This window comes from Tunicatimonas pelagia, from assembly GCF_030506325.1.
Classification (GTDB): Bacteria; Bacteroidota; Bacteroidia; order Cytophagales; family Cyclobacteriaceae; genus Tunicatimonas; species Tunicatimonas pelagia.
The window spans coordinates 3354190-3374343 of sequence record NZ_CP120683.1; the positions used below are offsets into that span (position 1 = coordinate 3354190).

Annotated in this window: 17 protein-coding genes; 10 read left to right on the forward strand and 7 right to left on the reverse strand. The window is 45.2% G+C overall.

The genetic code is table 11. The annotated features are described in order from the left end of the window. Nucleotides 1-7 precede the first annotated feature (7 nt). Nucleotides 8-3352 carry a SusC/RagA family TonB-linked outer membrane protein gene (locus P0M28_RS14340; RefSeq protein WP_302210602.1) on the reverse strand — a complete coding sequence of 1115 codons (3345 nt, stop codon included), beginning with the start codon at nucleotides 3350-3352 and terminating at the stop codon, nucleotides 8-10. A 774-nt stretch (nucleotides 3353-4126) separates the two neighbouring features. Between P0M28_RS14340 and P0M28_RS14345 the strand changes: the two genes are divergently transcribed. Continuing rightward, nucleotides 4127-4540 (forward strand): Spy/CpxP family protein refolding chaperone, encoded by a 414-nt coding sequence (locus P0M28_RS14345; RefSeq protein WP_302210603.1) that lies wholly within the window; start codon nucleotides 4127-4129, stop codon nucleotides 4538-4540. Between the two features lie 299 nt (nucleotides 4541-4839). Here the strand turns inward: P0M28_RS14345 and P0M28_RS14350 are convergent, their stop codons facing one another. The 3 genes from P0M28_RS14350 to P0M28_RS14360 form a co-directional block, all read right to left on the reverse strand. After that, nucleotides 4840-5373: a c-type cytochrome gene (locus tag P0M28_RS14350; RefSeq protein ID WP_302210604.1), complete on the reverse strand. Its 534-nt coding sequence runs from the start codon at nucleotides 5371-5373 to the stop codon at nucleotides 4840-4842. Between the two features lie 327 nt (nucleotides 5374-5700). Beyond that, complete coding sequence (locus P0M28_RS14355; RefSeq protein ID WP_302210605.1) at nucleotides 5701-6294, reverse strand: nucleotidyltransferase family protein; 594 nt, start codon at nucleotides 6292-6294, stop codon at nucleotides 5701-5703. Beyond that, a complete protein-coding gene (locus P0M28_RS14360) occupies nucleotides 6291-6998 on the reverse strand; it encodes a DUF3667 domain-containing protein (protein WP_302210607.1) in 708 nt (235 codons plus the stop codon). Before P0M28_RS14360 ends, P0M28_RS14355 begins: the two co-directional genes overlap by 4 nt. 123 nt (nucleotides 6999-7121) lie before the next feature. Between P0M28_RS14360 and P0M28_RS14365 the strand changes: the two genes are divergently transcribed. Together P0M28_RS14365 and P0M28_RS14370 are read left to right on the forward strand one after the other, a co-directional pair. After that, nucleotides 7122-8294, forward strand: a complete 1173-nt coding sequence (locus tag P0M28_RS14365; RefSeq protein ID WP_302210608.1) for an aminotransferase class V-fold PLP-dependent enzyme — start codon at nucleotides 7122-7124, stop codon at nucleotides 8292-8294. A 194-nt stretch (nucleotides 8295-8488) separates the two neighbouring features. Then, nucleotides 8489-9118: an LON peptidase substrate-binding domain-containing protein gene (locus P0M28_RS14370; RefSeq protein WP_302210609.1), complete on the forward strand. Its 630-nt coding sequence runs from the start codon at nucleotides 8489-8491 to the stop codon at nucleotides 9116-9118. A gap of 53 nt (nucleotides 9119-9171) precedes the next feature. Here the strand turns inward: P0M28_RS14370 and P0M28_RS14375 are convergent, their stop codons facing one another. Further along, nucleotides 9172-13998 carry a DUF8578 domain-containing protein gene (locus P0M28_RS14375; RefSeq protein WP_302210610.1) on the reverse strand — a complete coding sequence of 1609 codons (4827 nt, stop codon included), beginning with the start codon at nucleotides 13996-13998 and terminating at the stop codon, nucleotides 9172-9174. Between the two features lie 465 nt (nucleotides 13999-14463). Between P0M28_RS14375 and P0M28_RS14380 the strand changes: the two genes are divergently transcribed. The 6 genes from P0M28_RS14380 (at nucleotide 14464) to P0M28_RS14405 (ending at nucleotide 18238) form a co-directional block, all read left to right on the forward strand. Beyond that, on the forward strand, nucleotides 14464-14961 hold the full coding sequence (locus P0M28_RS14380; protein WP_302210611.1) for an NADH-quinone oxidoreductase subunit A: 498 nt from the start codon (nucleotides 14464-14466) through the stop codon (nucleotides 14959-14961). 3 nt (nucleotides 14962-14964) lie between these two features. Further along, nucleotides 14965-15510 carry an NADH-quinone oxidoreductase subunit NuoB gene (gene nuoB, locus P0M28_RS14385; RefSeq protein ID WP_302210613.1) on the forward strand — a complete coding sequence of 182 codons (546 nt, stop codon included), beginning with the start codon at nucleotides 14965-14967 and terminating at the stop codon, nucleotides 15508-15510. After that, complete coding sequence (locus P0M28_RS14390; protein WP_302210615.1) at nucleotides 15507-16013, forward strand: NADH-quinone oxidoreductase subunit C; 507 nt, start codon at nucleotides 15507-15509, stop codon at nucleotides 16011-16013. The genes nuoB and P0M28_RS14390 overlap by 4 nt, the downstream gene beginning before the upstream one ends. A 113-nt stretch (nucleotides 16014-16126) precedes the next feature. Then, a complete protein-coding gene (locus tag P0M28_RS14395) occupies nucleotides 16127-16534 on the forward strand; it encodes an Xre family toxin-antitoxin system antitoxin (protein ID WP_302210616.1) in 408 nt (135 codons plus the stop codon). Nucleotides 16535-16536: 2 nt separating this feature from the next. Then, nucleotides 16537-17025 carry an RES family NAD+ phosphorylase gene (locus tag P0M28_RS14400; RefSeq protein WP_302210617.1) on the forward strand — a complete coding sequence of 163 codons (489 nt, stop codon included), beginning with the start codon at nucleotides 16537-16539 and terminating at the stop codon, nucleotides 17023-17025. Nucleotides 17026-17029: 4 nt separating this feature from the next. Then, a complete protein-coding gene (locus P0M28_RS14405) occupies nucleotides 17030-18238 on the forward strand; it encodes a putative Ig domain-containing protein (protein ID WP_302210618.1) in 1209 nt (402 codons plus the stop codon). 63 nt (nucleotides 18239-18301) lie between these two features. Here P0M28_RS14405 and P0M28_RS14410 read toward each other — a convergent pair whose 3' ends face one another. Continuing rightward, on the reverse strand, nucleotides 18302-18871 hold the full coding sequence (locus P0M28_RS14410) for a hypothetical protein (protein WP_302210619.1): 570 nt from the start codon (nucleotides 18869-18871) through the stop codon (nucleotides 18302-18304). Nucleotides 18872-18964: 93 nt separating this feature from the next. Then, nucleotides 18965-19531 carry a hypothetical protein gene (locus tag P0M28_RS14415; RefSeq protein WP_302210620.1) on the reverse strand — a complete coding sequence of 189 codons (567 nt, stop codon included), beginning with the start codon at nucleotides 19529-19531 and terminating at the stop codon, nucleotides 18965-18967. A 169-nt stretch (nucleotides 19532-19700) separates the two neighbouring features. On the opposite strand from P0M28_RS14415, the gene P0M28_RS14420 reads away from it, so the two are divergent. Then, nucleotides 19701-20108, forward strand: coding sequence for a hypothetical protein (locus P0M28_RS14420; RefSeq protein ID WP_302210622.1), 408 nt, complete (start codon nucleotides 19701-19703; stop codon nucleotides 20106-20108). The last annotated feature ends 46 nt before the right edge of the window (nucleotides 20109-20154 follow it).

A 20154-nucleotide genomic window follows, 5' to 3' on the forward strand; every position in this document is an offset into this window, starting at 1 on the left:
ACTTGAATTAGTAATTAATGGCGATTGAGAAAATGTAGGATTTAGTACCCGGATTATTGAAGTAGTCCTGTCCTCTAGCGTTGGTAGCTCCGTCTAGTGAGGTTTCGGGATCAATACCAACTACATCCGTCCATAAAATGAGGTTTCGACCGCGTAGTGAGAAATCAATGCTTTGCAGCTTAGTCCTTTCGCGGAATTTTTGGGAAGTGAGGCTATACGAAAGGGATACTTCGCGCAGACGAGTCCAACTACCGTCTACAATAAATTGCTCCTGCAAGTTGCTAAAGCCCTGTCCCAATGTAGTGTACCAAGCCTCATCTAGTAATACCGAACCGCCTCCGAAGTCTCGAATGTTACCCCGAACAGTAGTTCCAGCCGCAACAGTTTCTCCGGCGTAGTTTACTAACCCCCCAGCGGGTACTACTACTTCGTTGCCAGTATCAGCGTGCTTTCCAAAGTTGTACAGTACTGACTTAGTGTTAGGGGCAAAGTCGCTACCCTGGAAGGTTTCAAATAGAGCGTAGAGTGAAAGGTTTTTCCAGGATATGGTACCGCCGATACCACCACGCCAAAGAGGGTTAGGGTCGCCAATCACTCCGAAATCAGAAGCTACTCTAGGGAAATTATTTTCATCTAACTCTAGCGAACCATTTTCATTACGAAGATATACTCCGCCGAATAGTGCGGATAAGGGTTCGCCTACCGTAGCTACGGAACTAGTGAGTGTACTAAACCCTCCTAACGGAATTCTATCGCTTCTGCCAATGTCAGTTACTTCGTTAATGTTTTGGTTAGCGTTGGCAAAAAGGTCGATATTCCAGTTTTGGTTAGAGAAAACGGTGAGACCCAGGTCAACCTCCCAACCTTTGTTCTCCATAGCTCCCGCATTGGTATAGACGGTCTCAAAGCCTACTGAGGGTGCCACCGCTAATTCTAGTAACAGATCGTTAATTTCGTTCTGGTAATAGGTGAAACCAGCTCGCAAGCGATCGTTGAAGAATCGTAAGTCGGTGCCTACTTCCCATTCGGTCTTTATTTCTGGCCTTAATTCCGGTTCCCCTCTCTGTTCTCCTTGTACAACGGCTCCATTGCCATAACCTACTCCCGAAAGAGCAGCTCCCCAACTTGTGAATAATACATCATCTACTGCTACAAAATCAGTAGTAGTGCGGTGCGGATCAGGCTGAACCCCTACTTGTCCGTATCCAGCCCGGAGCTTACCAAAACTCAACAGTGAACCGCCATCCAGCACTTCAGTGAACTGCCAAGCCACGTCCGCTGAGGGATAGAAGAATGTCTTGTCTTCTCCGAAGGAAGAGGCTGACTCTAATGCACTAGTGGCGTTAATGTACAGTTGGTCAAAAAAACCAAAATTAGCCGTGGCGTAGGTTCGCGTACTTCTAACGATAGTTTCCGTATCATCTGGAAAGCGATTAGCCCCTACTGCGTTAGAAAAATCGAGTGGCCCATCGGGGATTAGAAAGTTCTGCATTACTCCGCCTACCCGATTGTAGTTACGTTGGTTAATATTCCAACCTAGATTCACACTGCTGGAAATATCGGGGGAAAGTGCAAATGAGAAGCGACCAATCGCATCAAAGTTTAGTTGGGTTTCACCGAAGACAAACTCCTCGTACCGTCCGGCATTGTTGGCTCCTGCCGAAAATACCGGGAAATAGGTCTGGCGCTGATCTTCGTAGGTATCAGCTCCACCGCGAGCAATAAACTCGAACCAATTTACTGGTTTAATACCAATCTCGGCACTCATGATAAAGCGGTTCACAATGGTTGAATTCTGTAGCTCGTTGATTGTCCACAGCGGATTGTTGTAGGTTGGTTGGGAGGTGTTACCTAGATAGCGACGGTACGATCGGTGTCGGTTTAAAATAGGAGCCGCTTCGGGCGAGGCAAAGTAGCTACCGATGTAATCCTCGCTATTAAAATCGGGGGCAGCCCGTAGCATACCAAGGTATAGGCCATTTACGTTTGATCCGGTCTGAATTCGGTTAGAGGTAGTCCGGGCAAACGTAGCGTTACTCGATACCCGAACAATGTCACTGAACTTACGATTAGCATTCAGGCGAATAGTACTACGATCGTAGTCGCTTACGCCCCGGTAGATTCCTTCCTGGGTCATATGCCCCATACTAAGCATAAAATTCCCGTTTTCGTTACCACCACTTAGGCTCAAGTAATTATCAACAAAATATCCGGTCTGAAATACTTGATCTTCCCGGTTATCATTAAATGTTTCCCGGGAGTTTTTTCCCCCGTTGGGGTCATCAGCACTACCAGCCGGAATGGCGTAGTAACGGTTACCGTCCCGAGCTTCAAAGAAGCCAGCATAACGTGGATCAGCAGGGTCAGTAATTTGTTCATCAGCTCCATCGGGTCGGTCAGCAATTCTATCGCCAAAAGAGCGGGAATCCGTCGGGCTATATATTCCCCCTCGTCCCTGTCCAAACTTGTTTTGTAACGGGTGTAGCACATTTACTTGGTCGAGTGATACGGTAGAACGAAAGGTAACATCCAGTTTATCGGCATCGCGCCCCTTCTTAGTGGTAATTAAAATTACCCCATTGGCCGCGCGGGAACCCCACAATGCGGCGGCAGAAGCACCCTTCAAAATTTGCAGGTCTTTAATATCCGAGGGGTTAATATCGTTCATCCGCGACTGCTGACGAACTCCGCCGGTACCTTCCCCACTATTGGCCAAGTCGGCATTGGGGGCACCCACGGTATTACTGACTGGAATACCATCTACTACGATCAGTGGTTGCGATTCGCCAGTAATCGTATTCTGACCCCGAATCTGAATATAGGCTGCTGCACCGGGATCACCGCTAGAGCGGGATATTTGTACTCCGGCTGCTTTTCCGCTCAGGCTGTTAATTAGGGTATTTTCTCCCGAACGGGCGATAGATTCACCTTCCACTTTAGAGAAGGCAATCCCTCGGCTATCCGCGTCTTCTTCAAAACCTAGTGCGGTTACCACTACTTCGGATAGTTGCTTGGTATCATCGGAGAGTTCTACGTTCAGGGTAGACTGGTTACCAATGGCTACCTCTTTGGTTACTAGGCCGATGAAGGAAAATACCAGTGTTTCGGCATCTTCGCCTACGGAGAGACGGTAGTTACCGTCGATGTCAGAGATTGTTCCGTTGGTAGTGCCCTTCACCACTACGTTGACTCCCGGTAGCGGTTCGCCCTGATCTACTGAAGTAATTTTACCGGAAAGTGTCCTCTCTTGGGCTAGTGCTAACGTAGAGGTAAATCCCAAAATGACGAGCACCGCCAGCAATTTGTCGCGCCGACGAATGTTGATGGATAAATAAGTAAATAGGTTTCTCATAGGTAGATTATTTACGTTGTAAATGAATTGAATCAGCCTGAAATAATAGATGGCGGAGAAGCGATAATTATCTGGGATTGTTGCGAGGAAGAGGTAAGAAAAAATTAAATTTTACTTACATAAGAAATTGCAAAATAAAAGTGATATAAATACAAAGCAACTCTAACAAATAATTTTCTGCAATTATTCTTGATGACGGTTTTATATTTTGATTTTCACAAAATACACCGTCCGATGAAGTATATTTTTGAAAAATTAATGATGATTTTTGGTGAGAGTAGAATTAGAAGAAAATAGTGAAAAGTAAAAAAATTGAAGGAATATATTTCTGATTAGTAATTAGCTTAGTAGTTAGTTCACCCAAAGCCGGGGTGTGCTTAAAGGCATGACCGGAACCACTTTCTAGTATTCAGATATTAGGTACGTTAGGATAGCGACCCATGATAAAGTGTTTGTCAAATGTATCGGTATGCTATCAAACACGAGATTCTAGCAAAGGCACTGAGTGATCGGGTGATAAGGCAATTGCTAGATTAGTACCTTCTCGCAGTACAACTTCAATTTAACTTTCTGCGGATTCCGTGTCCGGCTTAGGATTGGTACAGGATAGAAGAATAGATAATAAGATAGAAAGTGCCTCAACGTCAAAATAAAAATCTAATAGTTAACCAGAGTGCATCAGTGGTATAAATCTCACTTCAAGCTAATTTTTTATCTGATTAAACCTTTGACTGGCACTACGGTCTAAAACCTGTAACAAATAAATTATGTGACATGATGAAGAAAATAGTAAATCTCAGCCTAGCACTTATTTTAATGTTTGGAACCATGGTTTGGGCTCAATCTGGTAGAGGAAACAGAGGTGGAGACCCAACTGAGCGGGCTGAAAGGCTAACAGCCTCTATGACTGAATTACTGAACCTAGATGACAGCCAGCAAGATCAGGTAGGCGACTTAAACTTAGAGTATGCCATGAAAATGCAGGAAAACCGAAAGGAAATCCAAGGTGATCGGGAAGCGATGCGCGAAATGATGGTAGCCCTCAATCAAGAGAAGGAAGAAAAGCTGTCAGCTATACTTAGTGAAGAGCAGATGCAACTGTACCACGAGAAGAAAGAAGAATTTAGAAAGAATTCCCGCGAACGGCGCGATAAACGTCGAGCAAGAAGAGAGTCGGCTAGCGAATAATGTTTTATATTTTCCTTCTAAAAAAGCGATGAGCGGACTGTTCATCGCTTTTTTATTGAGTTATGTTTTTCTCAAACTCTCGCAATTCTACTTACTAAATTGTAGGTAAACCGCATCAGAGCCAGCGCAAATAAAACATCAAATAGTTTGATGAAGGTGCTCTCTTTCATAACATCTTGAAGGAAAGAATTATACAAGGAAGTGGGAACCAGATTAAACGCATTAGGCGAAGTCAGTGCCGAGTATAAGAAAACTCCGGAAACTATTAGGGAAATTATCAATGGTAGAAGTTTCATAAGCTACTCTGTCTCATCCCGTACGGCTTTCACCTCAGCGAAAGTGACTGCCTCACCTTCATTGCCCCAACTATTGCGGACGTAATTGAGTACGTGGGCAACTTCTTCATCGGATAGTGGCTGGGGTGGCATCATGCCATTATAGGTTTCCCCGTTTACCACCATCTCCCCTTCCGAACCGTGCATCACTTGCTGAATAGAGCGGATTTTATCGGCCATCAAATAATCAGATTTAGCCAACGGAGGAAATGCTCCCGGCAGTCCTTCACCTTCACTCATATGACAAGCCAGACAGTAGCCTTGGTAAATTTCCTCTCCGAGCTTGATACTTTCTTCCAGATCCGGTTCAGTCTGCTGAGGGCGGTTGGCTTCTCTGAAATCAGAGCGGATGGAAAAAATGGAAGAGATGTAAATAGCAGCGCTTAAGGCTACGTAAGAATAGGTCATTGTCGTAATTACTGATTGTGTGAAGCTTGCAAAGATACTAAAGATTAACCTACTTTGCTGCGATAGGCGAATCTCCGCGGAAATTACCATTGTTATCAACTCTTGGTTTTGGGGGAGAACATATCTTGATGCCACTTTAAAGGGTTATCTCGAATATACTGGCGGATATTTTCTAAAGAACGTCTGTTACGGATGATATGATCGTAGAATCGTGCCTGCCAACCAAAATCTATTTTTTGTTTGCGACATTCATAAGATACCCGACCCTTGTACCAGCGTATTATTTTACCGATGGTGTTTTGAGGTAATTCCGTTGGATTATTCGGAATACCGGATTTCGTGGGAAATTGATTCGTAGGAACGTGATTAATCGCGCGACAAACCGTCACGTTCCTACGACAGAAATCATGCAACATCCTACAATCCCTTCAGCCTTTCCTTTATCCGGGCAAAATCATTGGGGGTATCTACATCATAAATACCTTCAGGAAAGTCAACTGAAGCAATCTGTGAAGCGTAGCGGGTGATGATGGATTTGGCTCCCGCCCGCCCATCGAGTTGAAGCAGTTCGGGAAACAATGCCTCACCAAACAGTGCTGGAACCCCTGCGGTATTGTGGTAGACCGAAGCAACCAAAGTTTTGCCAAGGTGCCGATAAGCAGTAACCAATTGTTCTAACAATGACGGACTAGCTAGCGGTTGATCGCACAACATAACGATGATAGCATTGGGCAAAGGAGTGACCGACATTATTTGCTGAATACCTGCTCGGATAGACGAACCCATCCCCGTTTGCCATTGAGGGTTATGAACGAAATGAACCTTCTCTGAAGAGAGGTTTTCCTGAATCTGGTCAGCGTAAGCTCCGGTGACCACAATGATCTCATCGCTAACCGTTTGGGCAGTTTGTACGGCTCGCTGCACCAGCGATTTTCCGTCAAGCTGCATCAGTTGCTTGGGTTGGCCCATACGGCTCGCTTCACCCGCTGCGAGTACAATTGTTGTAATCATCCTTCTGTACCAGATAATGCTTTGAAAGCGATACCAACAACTCCTGCCACCAGCATGATAGCCAGAAAGTAAAGGATATTGATCATTACCGAAATACCCATGGCTTTCCATTTTTTCTCGGGAAAAAAAGATACGATTGCCCAAGTAAAGTAAACAAACCATACAAGTTGAACCATGCTATTGAATAGAGCAGGATAATAGTACAACCCAAAAGTGGCTAACAGATACAGCAGAGTATACTCGGCTGTTACAAACGCTGCGAGTGTTAGGTGTTCAGCGTAATTGTAGCCTCTGCGGCGGAAAAATGCGTGAGTTATGAGTGCTAGTAGGGGAACCGTTAAAAAACCAATGATATTGTAATACTGATAGACAAACGCTATAGCTTCTTGTTGCGCTTGCTGGGCACGTTCATCACCGCTCGCTAATATATCTTCTCTGAGGGCACGCCCTATTAGATCGAGCTTGATTACAACGAAGCTGGCGAGTGCTGTAGCAAACACCAGGAAACGAATCGGGTTAGAATACCGCTTTCGCTCACCAGCTATATACTCTCGGATAGCAGCACCCGGATTGATTAAGAGCTGCTTACAAGTGAAAAACAATCCTTTGTCCCAGCTCAGAGTACTGAGTATTTCTTGCCAAAGATAGTGAAGAGTGATTCGGGGGGCAGTTCTGGTACTCTGTTCAACAGTGCTACGCTTCATATATCGTCAGATTCGTCCCATTTTGGGAAAATTTTCTAAATATTGGAAAGTGAGTAGGTTGCTACCCAGATTTATTGGTTTATTAGTCTAATCGTTTCTAATTTATTACAAAAAAAACGGACTATGCAATCTGCTACCACCACTATTGCTAATCAAAAAAGCTTGTTCTCTCTTCCGCCTGATATTACGTATCTGAATTGCTCATACATGGCTCCTTTGTTAAAATCAGTGGAAGAAGCAGGTATTGAAGGTTTGCGAAAGAAGCAGCTACCCACTCAGTATGGTCATTACGAGTTTTTTCATGAAGTAGATCACGTCAGAAAACAATTCTCTCAACTAGTTAATAATGCTGATTATCAGCGAGTTGCTATTCTCCCTTCGGTATCTTACGGTATGGCAATAATTGCTAAAAATCTGTCTGTTCAGCGAGGCGATAATATCGTAGTAGCGGGTGAGCAGTTCCCGAGTAATGTGTACCCCTGGCGTAAATTGGTAGCGAAAGCCGGAGCCGAGTTGCGTACCGTAGCTGCTCCAACTAATTTTGAAAGACGGGGGCAACGTTGGAATGAACATCTACTAGAATCCATTGACAATCAGACGTGTATGGTAGCAGTAGCGCACACGCACTGGGCAGATGGTACCCGGTTCGATTTGAAAGCAATTCGGCAGAGAACTCGTGATGTGGGAGCTTTACTGGTGGTAGATGGCACCCAGTCAGTTGGGGCAATGCCCTTTGATGTAGTTGATATTCAGCCAGATGCGCTTATCTGCGCTGGATACAAATGCTTGATGGGTCCTTATGGCGTTACACTTGCCTATTTTAGCGAATACTTTGATGGCGGAGAACCCTTAGAAGAAGGATGGGTAACGCGCCATAAAAGTGAAGATTTTACTAATTTAGTCAATTATCAGGATCAGTATCAGCCCAAAGCAATACGCTATGATATGGGCGAACGCAGTAACTTTATTCTTATTCCCATGATGGGAAAAGCCCTGGAACAAGTTTTGGAATGGCAACCCGAGCGAATTCAAGAGTATTGTCACAGTATTTCAGCAACCGCTATTGAAAAGATAAGAAAATTAGGCTTTTGGATAGAAGAGGAAACCTACCGTGGGCATCACCTTTTTGGAATACGTATTCCCGGCGAAATATCGCTAGAAAGGCTGCAAAACACCCTTGAACAGGCTAAAATAGTTGTTTCTGTGCGAGGGAGATCAATGCGGGTATCACCTAATATGTACAACGGAGAAGATGATTTAAGCCGTCTAGTAGATTGTTTGCAGGGTTTAAAATAGAAAAACCCCGAATGCAATTAAGCACTCGGGGCCAACTATCAACCTTAAACAAACGCTAAGAAAAAAATCCTTGCGCGTTTAGTTTAATACAAATGTTGTGCCAATATTCTCATACAATTTCTTAAAATAGTTATTTATTATATTTTTAGTTAACCATTGGCTTTGGTAGTAGTTATGAATTCATATAACACGCTATGAATACCTTTCTGCCCTTATTTCCCCTGAAGCTGGTAGCCTTTCCGGGTGAGCAACTTAACTTACATATATTTGAGGAGCGTTACAAACAGCTAATTAACGAGTGCATAAACGAAAGTAAGCGGTTTGGAATCCCAGCTTATCTTAATAATCAAATAGAATATGGTACTGAGATCAGCGTAGAGCGTGTAGGCAAAGCCTACGCTGATGGTCAAATGGATATTGTAACAATAGCCCATCGGGTGTTTAGGGTGATTGAATTTTATCGGGTGGCTCCGGGTAAGCTGTACGCTGGGGGTGATGTTGTTTTTTTAGATAATATTGCTGACCAAGACTTTGCCAAGCAGCAACAAATGGTAGAGCTTACGTTAGAGTTGTTTGATATACTAAGTCTATCCGACAGCTTTACCGTAGGCGATCAGCTATCGGCTTTTGATATTGGTCATAAAATTGGCCTATCGAATCAGAAAAAATATGAATTACTCCAAATAGAACAGGAAAGTAGTCGGCAACAGTTTGTGATCGATCATCTGAAAGAGTCTATTCCAGTAGTTCGGGACATGGAAAGTGCCCGGGAGCGCATTCGTATGAATGGACACTTCCGGAAGTTTGATCCGTTAGATTTTTAAAAGTTTGATGATAACATGAGCCTGCTTCTTTACAAGGAGCAGGCTCATTATCATTAGTGATGTACTGTAAAGCGAACTACTTTTCGCTCTTCTCCGCTAGCTAATTCTACTAGGTAAATACCTTCTTCTAGGCTTGACACGTCAAATTCTCGCGAAGTGAAACCACTTGCTTGCACTGACCGCGAGTCCAGGACATTACCAGCTAGATTTCGGATTTTAATGTAAACCATGCGAGAGTCACGTTGATACCAACTAACTCTCAACCACTGAGAGGCCGGGTTCGGGTATACAACTACCGTAGAAATAATTTCTTTAATGATCTCGTCAATGTAGTCTCGAGGATTGATCCTCACCGTTACTTCATTACTGCGTTCGGAAGAACGTTCGTTCTGGATGGCTTTTACCCGATAGTAGTATTTGATTCCGGGAATGGCTCGTTGGTCAGCATACGCATTTACATCGGCATCCAGGGTGTCAATGGTTCGGTAGCGGAGCTTTCGCCACCAACCCCGGCGGGTGCGCTCTACTACGTAACCGGTTTCACTCACCGAGTTATCAATCCATGATAAAGCAATCCCTCGCTTTCCCTGCACCGTGGCACTTAAGTTAGTAGGCGCGGCCAGCGGTAATTCTGCTGAAGCCACGTTACTAAAGTCTGAGTCAGGATCGTAGGCATTGGTGGCTTGTACGCGGTAGTAGTAGGTGATACCGTCCTTCAGTTCGGTGTCAGAGTAAGATGTGCTATTTTCATTCAGCGAAGCAATAGTTACGAACGGACCATCAGCCGATTCGGCACGAGCTACGACGTAGCCTAATTCGTTATCTGCGGAATCGCTCCAGCTAAGAGTTACTTGCGTAGGAGAAATTACTTCAGCCATTAGCTCTGCCGGAGCTGCGGGAGCACTTTGGGATACCCGAATGAAAATATCACTACCATTGGAGCCTTTTCCCTCGGCCGTACCGTCGGCATTGCGGAAAACCATTGCCAGATAGTACACTGAAGCACTGCTATCTACGCTGTAATAATCGCGGGGAGTAAGTGTGATTTCCCAGAGATCATCGGAGCCAGACACAGGAGTCATTTCACCAATACCATCGTCTTGCCCCCAGTTGCCTACAATATTTTGCCAATCGCCCCCACCGGGTGTGTCCGTATCGATAAGCACTACGCCCGAGTGCATGTATACTTTATTAGCACCGACTAGATCAGTAGGGCTTGCCGTAGCAGCATTAAATACAATCCGAATTTCATCGTCAGCCGTAAATGCAGCCGGTTCAACGGTTACTACCGATTGGCTAGGCGTAATATCTACGTAGATCAGATCGCTTTCCCGTCCTTTACCAACGTTTTTGCCCGAAGCATCGCGGAAGTACATACCGATGCGGTAGGCCGTCTGGTTGGATGCTAGCTGATAGTATTCGCGCGGGCGAAAAGAAATCAGCCACTTTTCGTTATCACCGGGAAGCTTGGTCATCAGCCCTACTCCATCATCAGCATTGGTAGAACCCACAATATTGGTAAGCGTAGTACCCCCGGTGCTATCGGTAACTACTCCAGAATACAAGTATACTTTTTCGACTCCAACTAACCCCTCGGTTCCTGCCGGATTAGCGGCTGCCGCGTCGAGAATAATCTGGATGCGATCATCTACCGTGAAGGTTCCCGGATTGACCGTGATGATTGGGGTAAAAATATCAATCAAGCCGGGTGGGGGAAAATCCACGGGCTGGTCTAGATAGATATGAAACTCACCGGGAGCTAATTCTATCGCTTGACTAGTGCTGCTCACCTCGTACTCAGAACCCGAAAAGAAATCGTACCAGGTGCCGGTACGCTGAAACGAAGGTGCTATAGTGCCGCTACTTATCCCGAAATTACCGACAATAGTTACGTTCATGCTTTCGTGACTGATATTGATTTCACGAAGCTGACCGCTGGGAGTCCAGGAGAACTCTCCGCCCTCAAATACCTCGTTGTAGTCATTCACCAGGTTAATAATCGCGGCTTTTACATCGTAGAGCCGTCGGCGGTCTTCGTCAGAATAATAATTCAGATTGTCGGAGTCGCCCCAGGGAATAGGTTTATTACCCACCCGGCCATTGAAGTTAATCGGGAAATCGTAACCTAGTTCACCGAACTGCCAGAACATCTTCGGCCCCGGTAAGGTGTAGAAGAAAGCCGAAGCCATCTTTATTCGCTCCAGAGCAATATCAAAATTCTGAATGTCGTATTCGCCACTGGACAAGCCTTCGTTAAGAGCCCGCACCATGAGTCGTTCCTCATCGTGGCTTTCCATGTAGACCATCAGGTTTTTATCATTCCAACCTCGAGTGCTGGATAACGCCCAGTTCAGATCGGTGCCAGTTTTGCCGTTGATTACATCGTTGTAGGGATGATTCAGATTGCCCCACAGCATCATGCCGTAGTCGGCTAGTACTTTTTCTTCGTCGTTGTCACCCAGGTGCTCCAGAATAATATAGGTGTTAGAATCAACCGCCCAAATCTGATCGGCCATTCGCTTTAAAATATCCACCCGCGACTGATCGTAGCTGCTCCAGGCACCTACGTCGGTAGGGTCTTTTCCTTCGTTTTGGGTGAACCCTTTGGAAAGATCGAAGCGGTAGCCATCAAACTCGTATTCTTCAATCCAGAAGCGGTTTACGTCATCCATGTACGCCTTAGTATACGCACTCTCGTGGTTAAAATCGTACCCTACATTGAAGGGGTGGGTCGCCTCTGGATTAAACCAGGGACTGTTCTCGGCGGGACGATTATTGGCTTCATCCCAGTACATTCGTACCATTGGGCTTTGTCCGAAATGATGGTTGAGCACCATGTCCAGAATGACTACGAAGCCTTCGGCATGGGCTTGGTCAATAAATTCCCGCAGATCGGTTTCAGTACCGTAGTATTTGTCAGGAGCTAATGCGTACGACGGATTATAGCCCCAACTTTCGTTGCCCTCAAACTCCATAATAGGCATCAACTCAATGGCGTTCACGCCCATGCGTTTCAGGTAGCTTAGTGTATCCGTCAGGTCATTGTAGCTATGCGATTCCAGAAAATCGCGGATCAGTAGCTCATACACTACTAGTTCTTCGTTAGCCGGACGACCACCCACCACCTCGGGATATTGCCACTCGTAGGCGGTTTGTCCAGTTTGTAATACGGTGGCTATCCCGAATTCGGTGCGATCGTACTCCGGCAGATTAGGATACAGCGACTCAGGAATACCACTGTCGTTAAACGGATCAGCTACCTGATCGGCGTAAGGGTCGCCCACTCTGATGGTGCCGTCTACCCAGTACTGGTACACGTAGGCTTGCTGGGGAGTGAGGTCGGTAACGGTAAGCCAGAAGTATTCGCCGTTGGGCGTTTGGTTCATTTGGTAGGCTGGATCGATTTGCCAGTTGGTGAAATCACCCACTACGTACACAAAGTCTTTCTGGGGAGCCAGTAGTACCAAAGTAGCCCGGGTCTGATCAGTTGAATCATAGTTGATGCCCTGGGTTACTCCGGCAGGAAGTTCAGCGATGATGTCTTCCGGGCGAACCGCCAGTTGTAATTCACGGTTGCTCTCTACCATCTCACCCTCAATCGTAGCAGTTACTTTTACCTGAATGGTTTGAGAAGCCGAAATGGGATAATCATAAGAAATTTCTGCAGCGTTGGCTGAAGAGGCTACCGACTGAAAACCTCTGCCATTGTCAATCAACATTTCTAAAGCGGAGGCCGTACCAGAAGCTTCGGCACCGATGGTGAGGCTACCTCCGGCGACTACAAAATTTTGATCGTTTGCTGGTTGGGTAAACCGCACGTAATTACCCGGATCAAGCGTGATAAAAATGTCTCCGTCTTCGTCAGACTTTCCGGTTTGGGTACCGTTAGCGTTGCGAAAAACCATTCCCAGTTTAAAAATTGGCGTTCCGTTTGGCACACCGTAGTATTCACGAATGCTGGGCAAGGTGATTTGCCACTGGTTGGGCTGATCCGGTACCGGAGTCATTTCACCGATACCGTCGTCTTGCCCCCAGTTGCCTACCACGTTTGTCCAGGTAAATCCATCCGGGCCAGAAAGAATGACGCCGGAGTGCAGGTATACTTTATCGGCTCCGCTTAGTCCGGATACGCCCTGCGTAGCGTCGTAGGTTATGGTAATTTCTTCGTCAGCCGTAGGCATAGTCGGGGTGATAGTGACGATTTCGCTGCTGGGTGGAGCATCTGCCTCGAAGCTGTACTGCCCCGTTACGTCATTAAAGGTTATTTGGTAGGGTCCGGCAATAACGGGAATATTCGAGCCATCTTGCGTTCCAGTTCCAGTGGGAAAATCAGTGCTGCCCCAGTTGACGGCCCAGTCATTATTCGCCCGAAATTTTGCCTCACCATCGGTGAGCGTTAGGTTATCCAATGTCCAGACGTGAATGTCGTCCGCACTCTGATTGAGCGGAGTGGAAGCATCCCAGCCGCTGGGCGTGGCGTCGCCAATAATGCCGATGGTTTCGTAAGTAGGCGGGTCAAGTTGGGTGAAAGTGTAGGCTCCGCTCTGGCTATTAAAATCTAGCGTGTAGTAAGCCGTAGCAGGAATCTGAATATTTGCCCCATCCTGCGTAGCCGTTCCACTGGGAAAGTCGGCTGCGCCCCAGTTAATATCCCAAGCATCGTTGGCTCTAAACTTTAACTCGCCTTCGCTTAGCTGGACTGTTAATGCCCATTGGTCAGGATTATCAGCGGCTTGCATCATGGGGGTAGAAGCATCCCAGCCCTGCGGAGTAGCACTACCGATAATACCGATGGTTTCGTAAGAAGATTGCCCTGAAACCAAAAATGGTAACAGCGTAATTCCGGTAAGCAGATAATAAAATCGTAGGTGTAAAAACATAAGCAGTTAGGTTGATAAGCAGGTAGCAAAGATAAAAAAATAAGGCTGTGTTGATGCAATATTGGCAATATTATGTCAAAAATAATCTAGTAAATTATGATAAAATGAGGGGTAGGGGGTGAGGAGTAGTGTACGACAATTTTGCATACTGTCTTACCGGATGAGGCTTTGCGAATTCCGGCATCTCCCTCATAGTAGGTGGGAGACCCCGGCAGTCGCCACTGCGGAACAGGTCCGGGGATACCTACTTTTTTATTGTTTTTGCAAAATTGCGGCAGCCGCGCTGTCGTACACCCTTGAAGGGTTGAATAAGCAATATTCTTTCTTTTATTCAATCCTTCAGCTCTTCATTTTTTCCTTATAAACGGAGATAATTGATTTTCTGCGAAAAGATCGTGTAAACTTAATCTGGCACTCGCTTCCCTACTCGGAATTTGTATCTTTACTGATTATCTGATTTATACCATGCAAAACACTGAGCTGTCGGGTTTTGGAACCATTCTACTTTTCATTATCGGGGCGATTTCCTTTGTGCTGGTTACACTGGTGGTCGCTCGGCTTATCCGACCCAACCGACCTAATGAAGAGAAATTGACGACTTACGAATCGGGGGAAGATCCACTGGGTTCGGCCTGGGGGCAGTTTAATCCCCGCTTTTACGTAGTCGCGCTAATCTTTATCTTGTTCGATGTGGAGATCGTCTTTCTGTTTCCTTGGGCTACGGTGATGGGGCAGGCTGAATTGATTGAGCAAACTGACGGTGTTTGGGGCTGGTTTGCCCTGGCCGAAATGGCAATCTTCGTACTAATTCTGGCACTAGGATTAGCCTACGCTTGGGCAAAGGGTTTTTTAGATTGGGTAAAACCACAAACCACTCCTTGCCAGTACAAATCAGTAGTGCCCGATGAATTATACCAGCAGATCAATCAAAAATACGAAGCCCGGATCTCAAATAAGATATAGACTATGAAAGGACTACTAGACCAACAGTTTGGGCAGGGCGGTATTATCGTTACCAAAGTGGATGACTTGATTAACTGGGCACGGCTGTCGTCGTTGTGGCCGATGGGCTTTGGGCTAGCTTGTTGCGCTATCGAGATGATGTCGACCTACGCTTCTAACTTTGATCTGGATCGCTTCGGAGTCTTTCCTCGCCCCTCCCCTCGTCAGTCCGATGTGCTGATTGTGTCGGGTACGGTTACCTTCAAAATGGGCGACCGGGTACGACGATTATACGAGCAGATGGCCGAACCTCGCTACGTGATCTCGATGGGTTCCTGCTCTAATTGCGGTGGTCCCTACTGGGAACACGGTTACCATGTGGTAAAAGGAGTAGATAAAATTATTCCGGTAGATGTGTACGTGCCGGGCTGTCCCCCTCGCCCGGAAGCACTGATTGGAGGAATAATCAAACTACAGGAGAAAATTCGTAATGAATCGCTAATGGCTCCTACGGCATTGGAAAAAATTATGGATAGGAAAAAAGTAGAAACTAATTCTGAAACCGCATGAGTTGGGAAGAAATCGCTGAGAAGGTCAGGGGAAAGTTTGGTGCAGAGAGCATCGTAGAAGTGATAGAAAACGCTTCTCCGGTTGTACTGCAAATAGCATCTCCACAGTTACTGGAAATATGCCGCTTTCTCCAGCAAACCGAAGGGCTATACTTCGATTATCTATCCTGCCTCACGGGAATCGATAATGGTTTGGAGGCGGGAACGATGGAGGTAATCTACACGCTGAATTCCATTCCTTACGAACACCAGCTATCGCTCAAAGTAGTCGTCAATCGTAACCAAGCCGAAGAACCGCTGCCGGAAGTACTGTCGGTTGTATCCATTTGGAAATCTGCTGATTGGCATGAGCGAGAAGTGTACGACTTACTGGGCATCCGCTTTACCGATCATCCCGACCTCCGCCGTATTTTGCTGCCCACCGACTGGCCTGGTCATCCCCTCCGCAAAGACTACCAGGAGCCAGAAACCTACCACGGAGTTGGAGTGAAGTATGAATCTTGAGTCACTTTTTTTAGCAGTTGCACTTCTGTCAAATCTTCCCTCGCTAGAGTAAATCAACATTTTTCCACAAGTTGCGTATATTTACGTATATCAAATGTAATATTACGCACATTATGATTTCTTCATTTAATTCAGAGGCGTTGCATATGGACGACCTTTCTTTGGTAGCACAAGCACAAGATGGGTTAGATGCTCAAGCGATTACTAATTTTCGTGAACATGCCCAGTTTAGTAAAGAGGTGATGGCGGGACTACTCCATATCACGCCAAAAACTATTGATAATATGAAGGCCAAACATAAAAAAGTGGGGGTTGTACAAGCTGAAATTCTGTTGAGTCTCATCCGGCTTTTTTCGCGAGGAGAACAATTGTTTGGTAGTGTTGATGAATTTAAGGATTGGTTAGGTTTTCCGCAACCGGCTCTGGAAATGCAATCACCTAACAAGTTTCTCTTTAGCGTTACCGGCATTCGACTAATAGAAGAGTGCCTGGAACGAATAGAACAGGGGTACGCTGCCTGAGTATGCTGGTTTACCGAATTGTTAGCAACAAGTACGCTAACAGCTTACACGCCTCTGGGTTTCCCGGCCGATGGAATAAGCGGGGTGAGTTGGTTATTTATACGGCAGCCTCCGCTGAAATCGCTTTATTGGGGAACGTGGCTCACCGTATGGGACAAGGAGGTTTTATGAGAAATGAGTCTGCCTGTATGGAAATAGAAATTCCGGACACATCAATACAGGTGATAGACAAGAGCGACCTGCCTTCAGATTGGAGTAGTGCTTCTCCTTATAGCCAGACTAATATCCTTGGTTCATCATGGTATCAGAAGTGTGCGTATTTATTGTTGCAGGTGCCTTCCGCTCCGGCTCCTACGGGTACCAGTTATTTGATTAATACTACCCACCCCTTGTTTCGAGAAGTACAATTGACCAAAAGTTACCCCTATCCTATTGATCATCGCTTTGCCGAGTTGGACAAGGATCTTACCCAGTACTTGAAAAAAAGTTGAAGTGATGGAATCTCAAAGTAAGACGAAAAATCTCTATTTGGCGATACTAATATTTATCATCGCTTGCTCTTCCGGACAAAAACCAGATAATCAAGAGATTGATTATTTAGGACAGGAAGCACCCGGCGATGTTCCTGGAGTTTTCGGTAGTGAAATTGTTTCCGTCAAAGAGAGATTCGATATGGGATTCACTATGTCGCCGGATGGTAAAAGTATTGCCTTTGGAGTATTTCACGAAAATGACTCAACCGAAACCGCTATCTATCTTATGCATTTTGTAAGCGGTGAGTGGATCGCCCCGCGCAAAAACTTTCTTCCTGACAACATCAATACGTTTTTCCCGATGTTTAGCCCTACCGGAAACAAGCTCTATTTCGCCAAGTCAACGGATGGCTCACCAACCGATTTGTGGGTAGCTGACTATTCTAACAATCAAGTCACCAATCCTCAGCCTCTGGATTCAATATTTAACTCTACCTCCCGAGAAGCGGGACATGGGGTATCAGCCAGTGGGGCTTTTTACTTTACTTCCAATCGGGATGATCAGTACCAGTGTTGTGGTGATGTGTATCACGCGGAAGCTGGTTCAGAAGGTTACGATACCGTTCAGAAGGTAGATGAATTAAGCTCGGTTGAAGATGAAGAGAGCCTGTTTCTATCTCCTGAGGGTGATTACATCATTATTCAATCTTGGCGAAATGAATTTGAATCTAAGCACGATCTCTACATCAGTTTCAAAACAAAAGCGGGCGCATGGACTACGCTGGAGCGATTAAACTCCCGTATAAACAGTAAAGAAATAGAGCAGCGACCGTTTGTCTCACCCGACAACAAGTTCTTATTTTTCAGCAGAATGAGCGTCACTCAAGTAGACAGTGCAGAAAACTATGATTCGGATATATACTGGGTAAGCACCAAATCCATTTTCAAACCCTATCTTTATAACGATAATATTGACGTTGACATAGAGCACGGCGAACCATTTCAGTTGGATTTGCCGAAGGATTTATTCCGAGATGTGGACGATACTAAATTGTCTTACCAAGCATCCTTGGCAGACGATGCTGAGTTACCCGAATGGATAAAGTTTGATACCGGCAATCTGTCGTTGAGTGGAACTTGGAAGTCAGAAGAACCGCTGATCATCAAAATAACGGCGACGGATAGCGCAGTGAACAATGGATATTATAGGTTTCAGTTAGACAGTACTTGAACAAGGGGTTCTTTTATCTTGAGGCGATAGCAGGTATAACTTGCTACAGGTAGCTATGATTTATTATGTGGTCTTAGTCAGCGGCTTTTCTCCTCTACCAAGTGGAATTATAAAGGTCTTACACGTCCTCTCGTAAAGCTGATTATCACTTCTCTTTGTATATGTTTTGATTTCTTCTCCAATCTTATTGTAGAAATTAAAGGATTTAGTATGGCTACTGCTTATATAAATTTCACGAAACCCTTTGTCAAAATAGTAAGGTGAGATAATAGATTTCAACCAATAGCTTCCGTATCCTTTTCCTTTCTCGACAACGTGGAAGTACTTCAGAAGTATTGTGCTTTCAGTATCTAAAATAGTATCAATTGCAAGTTGATCAACAGCTCCACCAACAATCGTTAATACACCTTTAATTTCTTGATTCTTTTCTATTGTATGTATTTCGTACCAGATTCCGTCAATATCTTTTGAGGTTTCGATATAATTGATTGCGTGATAAAGCTCATTGTAGTCGTCCCAATTGTTTTCTAGTTTCCAGTTCACATATTTCCCTATTGGCGAGAACAGTCTGCTACTGAAAGATTTATGAAGTACAAAGTTTACGTTATCTTCTATGTTTCCGATTATTCTCATCAGCGATTTTTAGGATCATGACTAACTAGAAAAACAAATGCGTTCAGATAATAAAATCGTCTATGAATGTACAAACACCGTAACACCAAGGGGTTACTTTAACTTCACGCTTTCCATCACTTTTTGGGCGATAGGTTGCCATTGGGATTGACGTTGGCGAGGGCAACTAAAGGTAAATACGAGGGCTTTGTTCTGGCGGATGGTATATTGAGCGTAGGTATAGCGATGCACCGGAGGCTTGGGCGTAATGGCATCTTCGTCTTGCTTCACTACGGAGGTAAATTCAAAAAAAGCAACCTGCGTTTTATCCACCTCCCGAATACCTTCTTCTATAAAATCAACTTCATCGTACAATTCCAGTAAGCTGGAGCGGTAAAAATCTTTTAGCATCGGTAAATCATCGGCTCGCCAGCGAGTGTTGGCCGCACTCACGCTAAAGTCAGCCACTTGGTTCGCACTGGTATACGCTGCTAAGGGTGGACGGGCCGAAAGAAATTTTTGCTGCATCTGATCGGCCGTCATTACTTTAAACGATTCGGGTAAGCTTACACTGATCTCTTCAGAAATATCTACTCGAACGAATGTATCTTCAACTGACCGAAAGCTGCTGATAGCTGCTACAAAAGAGCAACCGAAAATCAATACAAAAACGTATTTCATACTATTGGGGGTGGAGATGCAATACATAGAACGCAGATAATAGTAATTATCGTGAACGAATAGATAAATTTTTATAACAGAGGCAGGTATTAACTGTACCAACTTCAAACACTGTCTTGAAAATTTGGTTCTCTTCTGAGGAAAATCATTGTACTGTAATTCAATTATCATGAAAACATACTCATTATTGTTTGCCGTTATTTTTGCTTTAGGTCTACTCGCTTGTGGCGGAGGTGAATCAGAGGAAACTGAAGTTTCGGAAGAGGCAGGTTTAGAAATGAAGACTGAGTTTGAAAGCGTAGAAAAGCGCGTGCTTATGGCTTCGCTCATACGGCAAAAAACCGATTTGGAATACCGAATCCGGGAAATACAGAGTCACCCAGGCGGTACTACTCCCCCAGCGGGCGACTTAGGGCAACTGAAAACCTACGTAGATGATATTAGCCGGGAGATTACCAAAGTGCGGCAAACCCCCGATGGGCAATTAGCTGAGGTAGAAAAAACTGCGATGGCCGCCATCGAAGGTGCCGGAGCATTGCTGCAATCGTCCTATATGCGAATTGATAGTGGGTTTTAAGGGCTGTCAGCAATTCGTTCGATACTTGAAGTTAGGCTGACGGTTC

What these genes read in the sequence shown, in the direction of transcription:
- P0M28_RS14340 (WP_302210602.1), bottom strand. Translation starts at nt 3,352, where the DNA reads ATGAGAAACCTATTTACTTATTTATCCATCAACATTCGTCGGCGCGAC.
- P0M28_RS14345 (WP_302210603.1), top strand. Translation starts at nt 4,127, where the DNA reads ATGATGAAGAAAATAGTAAATCTCAGCCTAGCACTTATTTTAATGTTT.
- P0M28_RS14350 (WP_302210604.1), bottom strand. Translation starts at nt 5,373, where the DNA reads ATGGTAATTTCCGCGGAGATTCGCCTATCGCAGCAAAGTAGGTTAATC.
- P0M28_RS14355 (WP_302210605.1), bottom strand. Translation starts at nt 6,294, where the DNA reads ATGATTACAACAATTGTACTCGCAGCGGGTGAAGCGAGCCGTATGGGC.
- P0M28_RS14360 (WP_302210607.1), bottom strand. Translation starts at nt 6,998, where the DNA reads ATGAAGCGTAGCACTGTTGAACAGAGTACCAGAACTGCCCCCCGAATC.
- P0M28_RS14365 (WP_302210608.1), top strand. Translation starts at nt 7,122, where the DNA reads ATGCAATCTGCTACCACCACTATTGCTAATCAAAAAAGCTTGTTCTCT.
- P0M28_RS14370 (WP_302210609.1), top strand. Translation starts at nt 8,489, where the DNA reads ATGAATACCTTTCTGCCCTTATTTCCCCTGAAGCTGGTAGCCTTTCCG.
- P0M28_RS14375 (WP_302210610.1), bottom strand. Translation starts at nt 13,998, where the DNA reads ATGTTTTTACACCTACGATTTTATTATCTGCTTACCGGAATTACGCTG.
- P0M28_RS14380 (WP_302210611.1), top strand. Translation starts at nt 14,464, where the DNA reads ATGCAAAACACTGAGCTGTCGGGTTTTGGAACCATTCTACTTTTCATT.
- nuoB (WP_302210613.1), top strand. Translation starts at nt 14,965, where the DNA reads ATGAAAGGACTACTAGACCAACAGTTTGGGCAGGGCGGTATTATCGTT.
- P0M28_RS14390 (WP_302210615.1), top strand. Translation starts at nt 15,507, where the DNA reads ATGAGTTGGGAAGAAATCGCTGAGAAGGTCAGGGGAAAGTTTGGTGCA.
- P0M28_RS14395 (WP_302210616.1), top strand. Translation starts at nt 16,127, where the DNA reads ATGATTTCTTCATTTAATTCAGAGGCGTTGCATATGGACGACCTTTCT.
- P0M28_RS14400 (WP_302210617.1), top strand. Translation starts at nt 16,537, where the DNA reads ATGCTGGTTTACCGAATTGTTAGCAACAAGTACGCTAACAGCTTACAC.
- P0M28_RS14405 (WP_302210618.1), top strand. Translation starts at nt 17,030, where the DNA reads ATGGAATCTCAAAGTAAGACGAAAAATCTCTATTTGGCGATACTAATA.
- P0M28_RS14410 (WP_302210619.1), bottom strand. Translation starts at nt 18,871, where the DNA reads ATGAGAATAATCGGAAACATAGAAGATAACGTAAACTTTGTACTTCAT.
- P0M28_RS14415 (WP_302210620.1), bottom strand. Translation starts at nt 19,531, where the DNA reads ATGAAATACGTTTTTGTATTGATTTTCGGTTGCTCTTTTGTAGCAGCT.
- P0M28_RS14420 (WP_302210622.1), top strand. Translation starts at nt 19,701, where the DNA reads ATGAAAACATACTCATTATTGTTTGCCGTTATTTTTGCTTTAGGTCTA.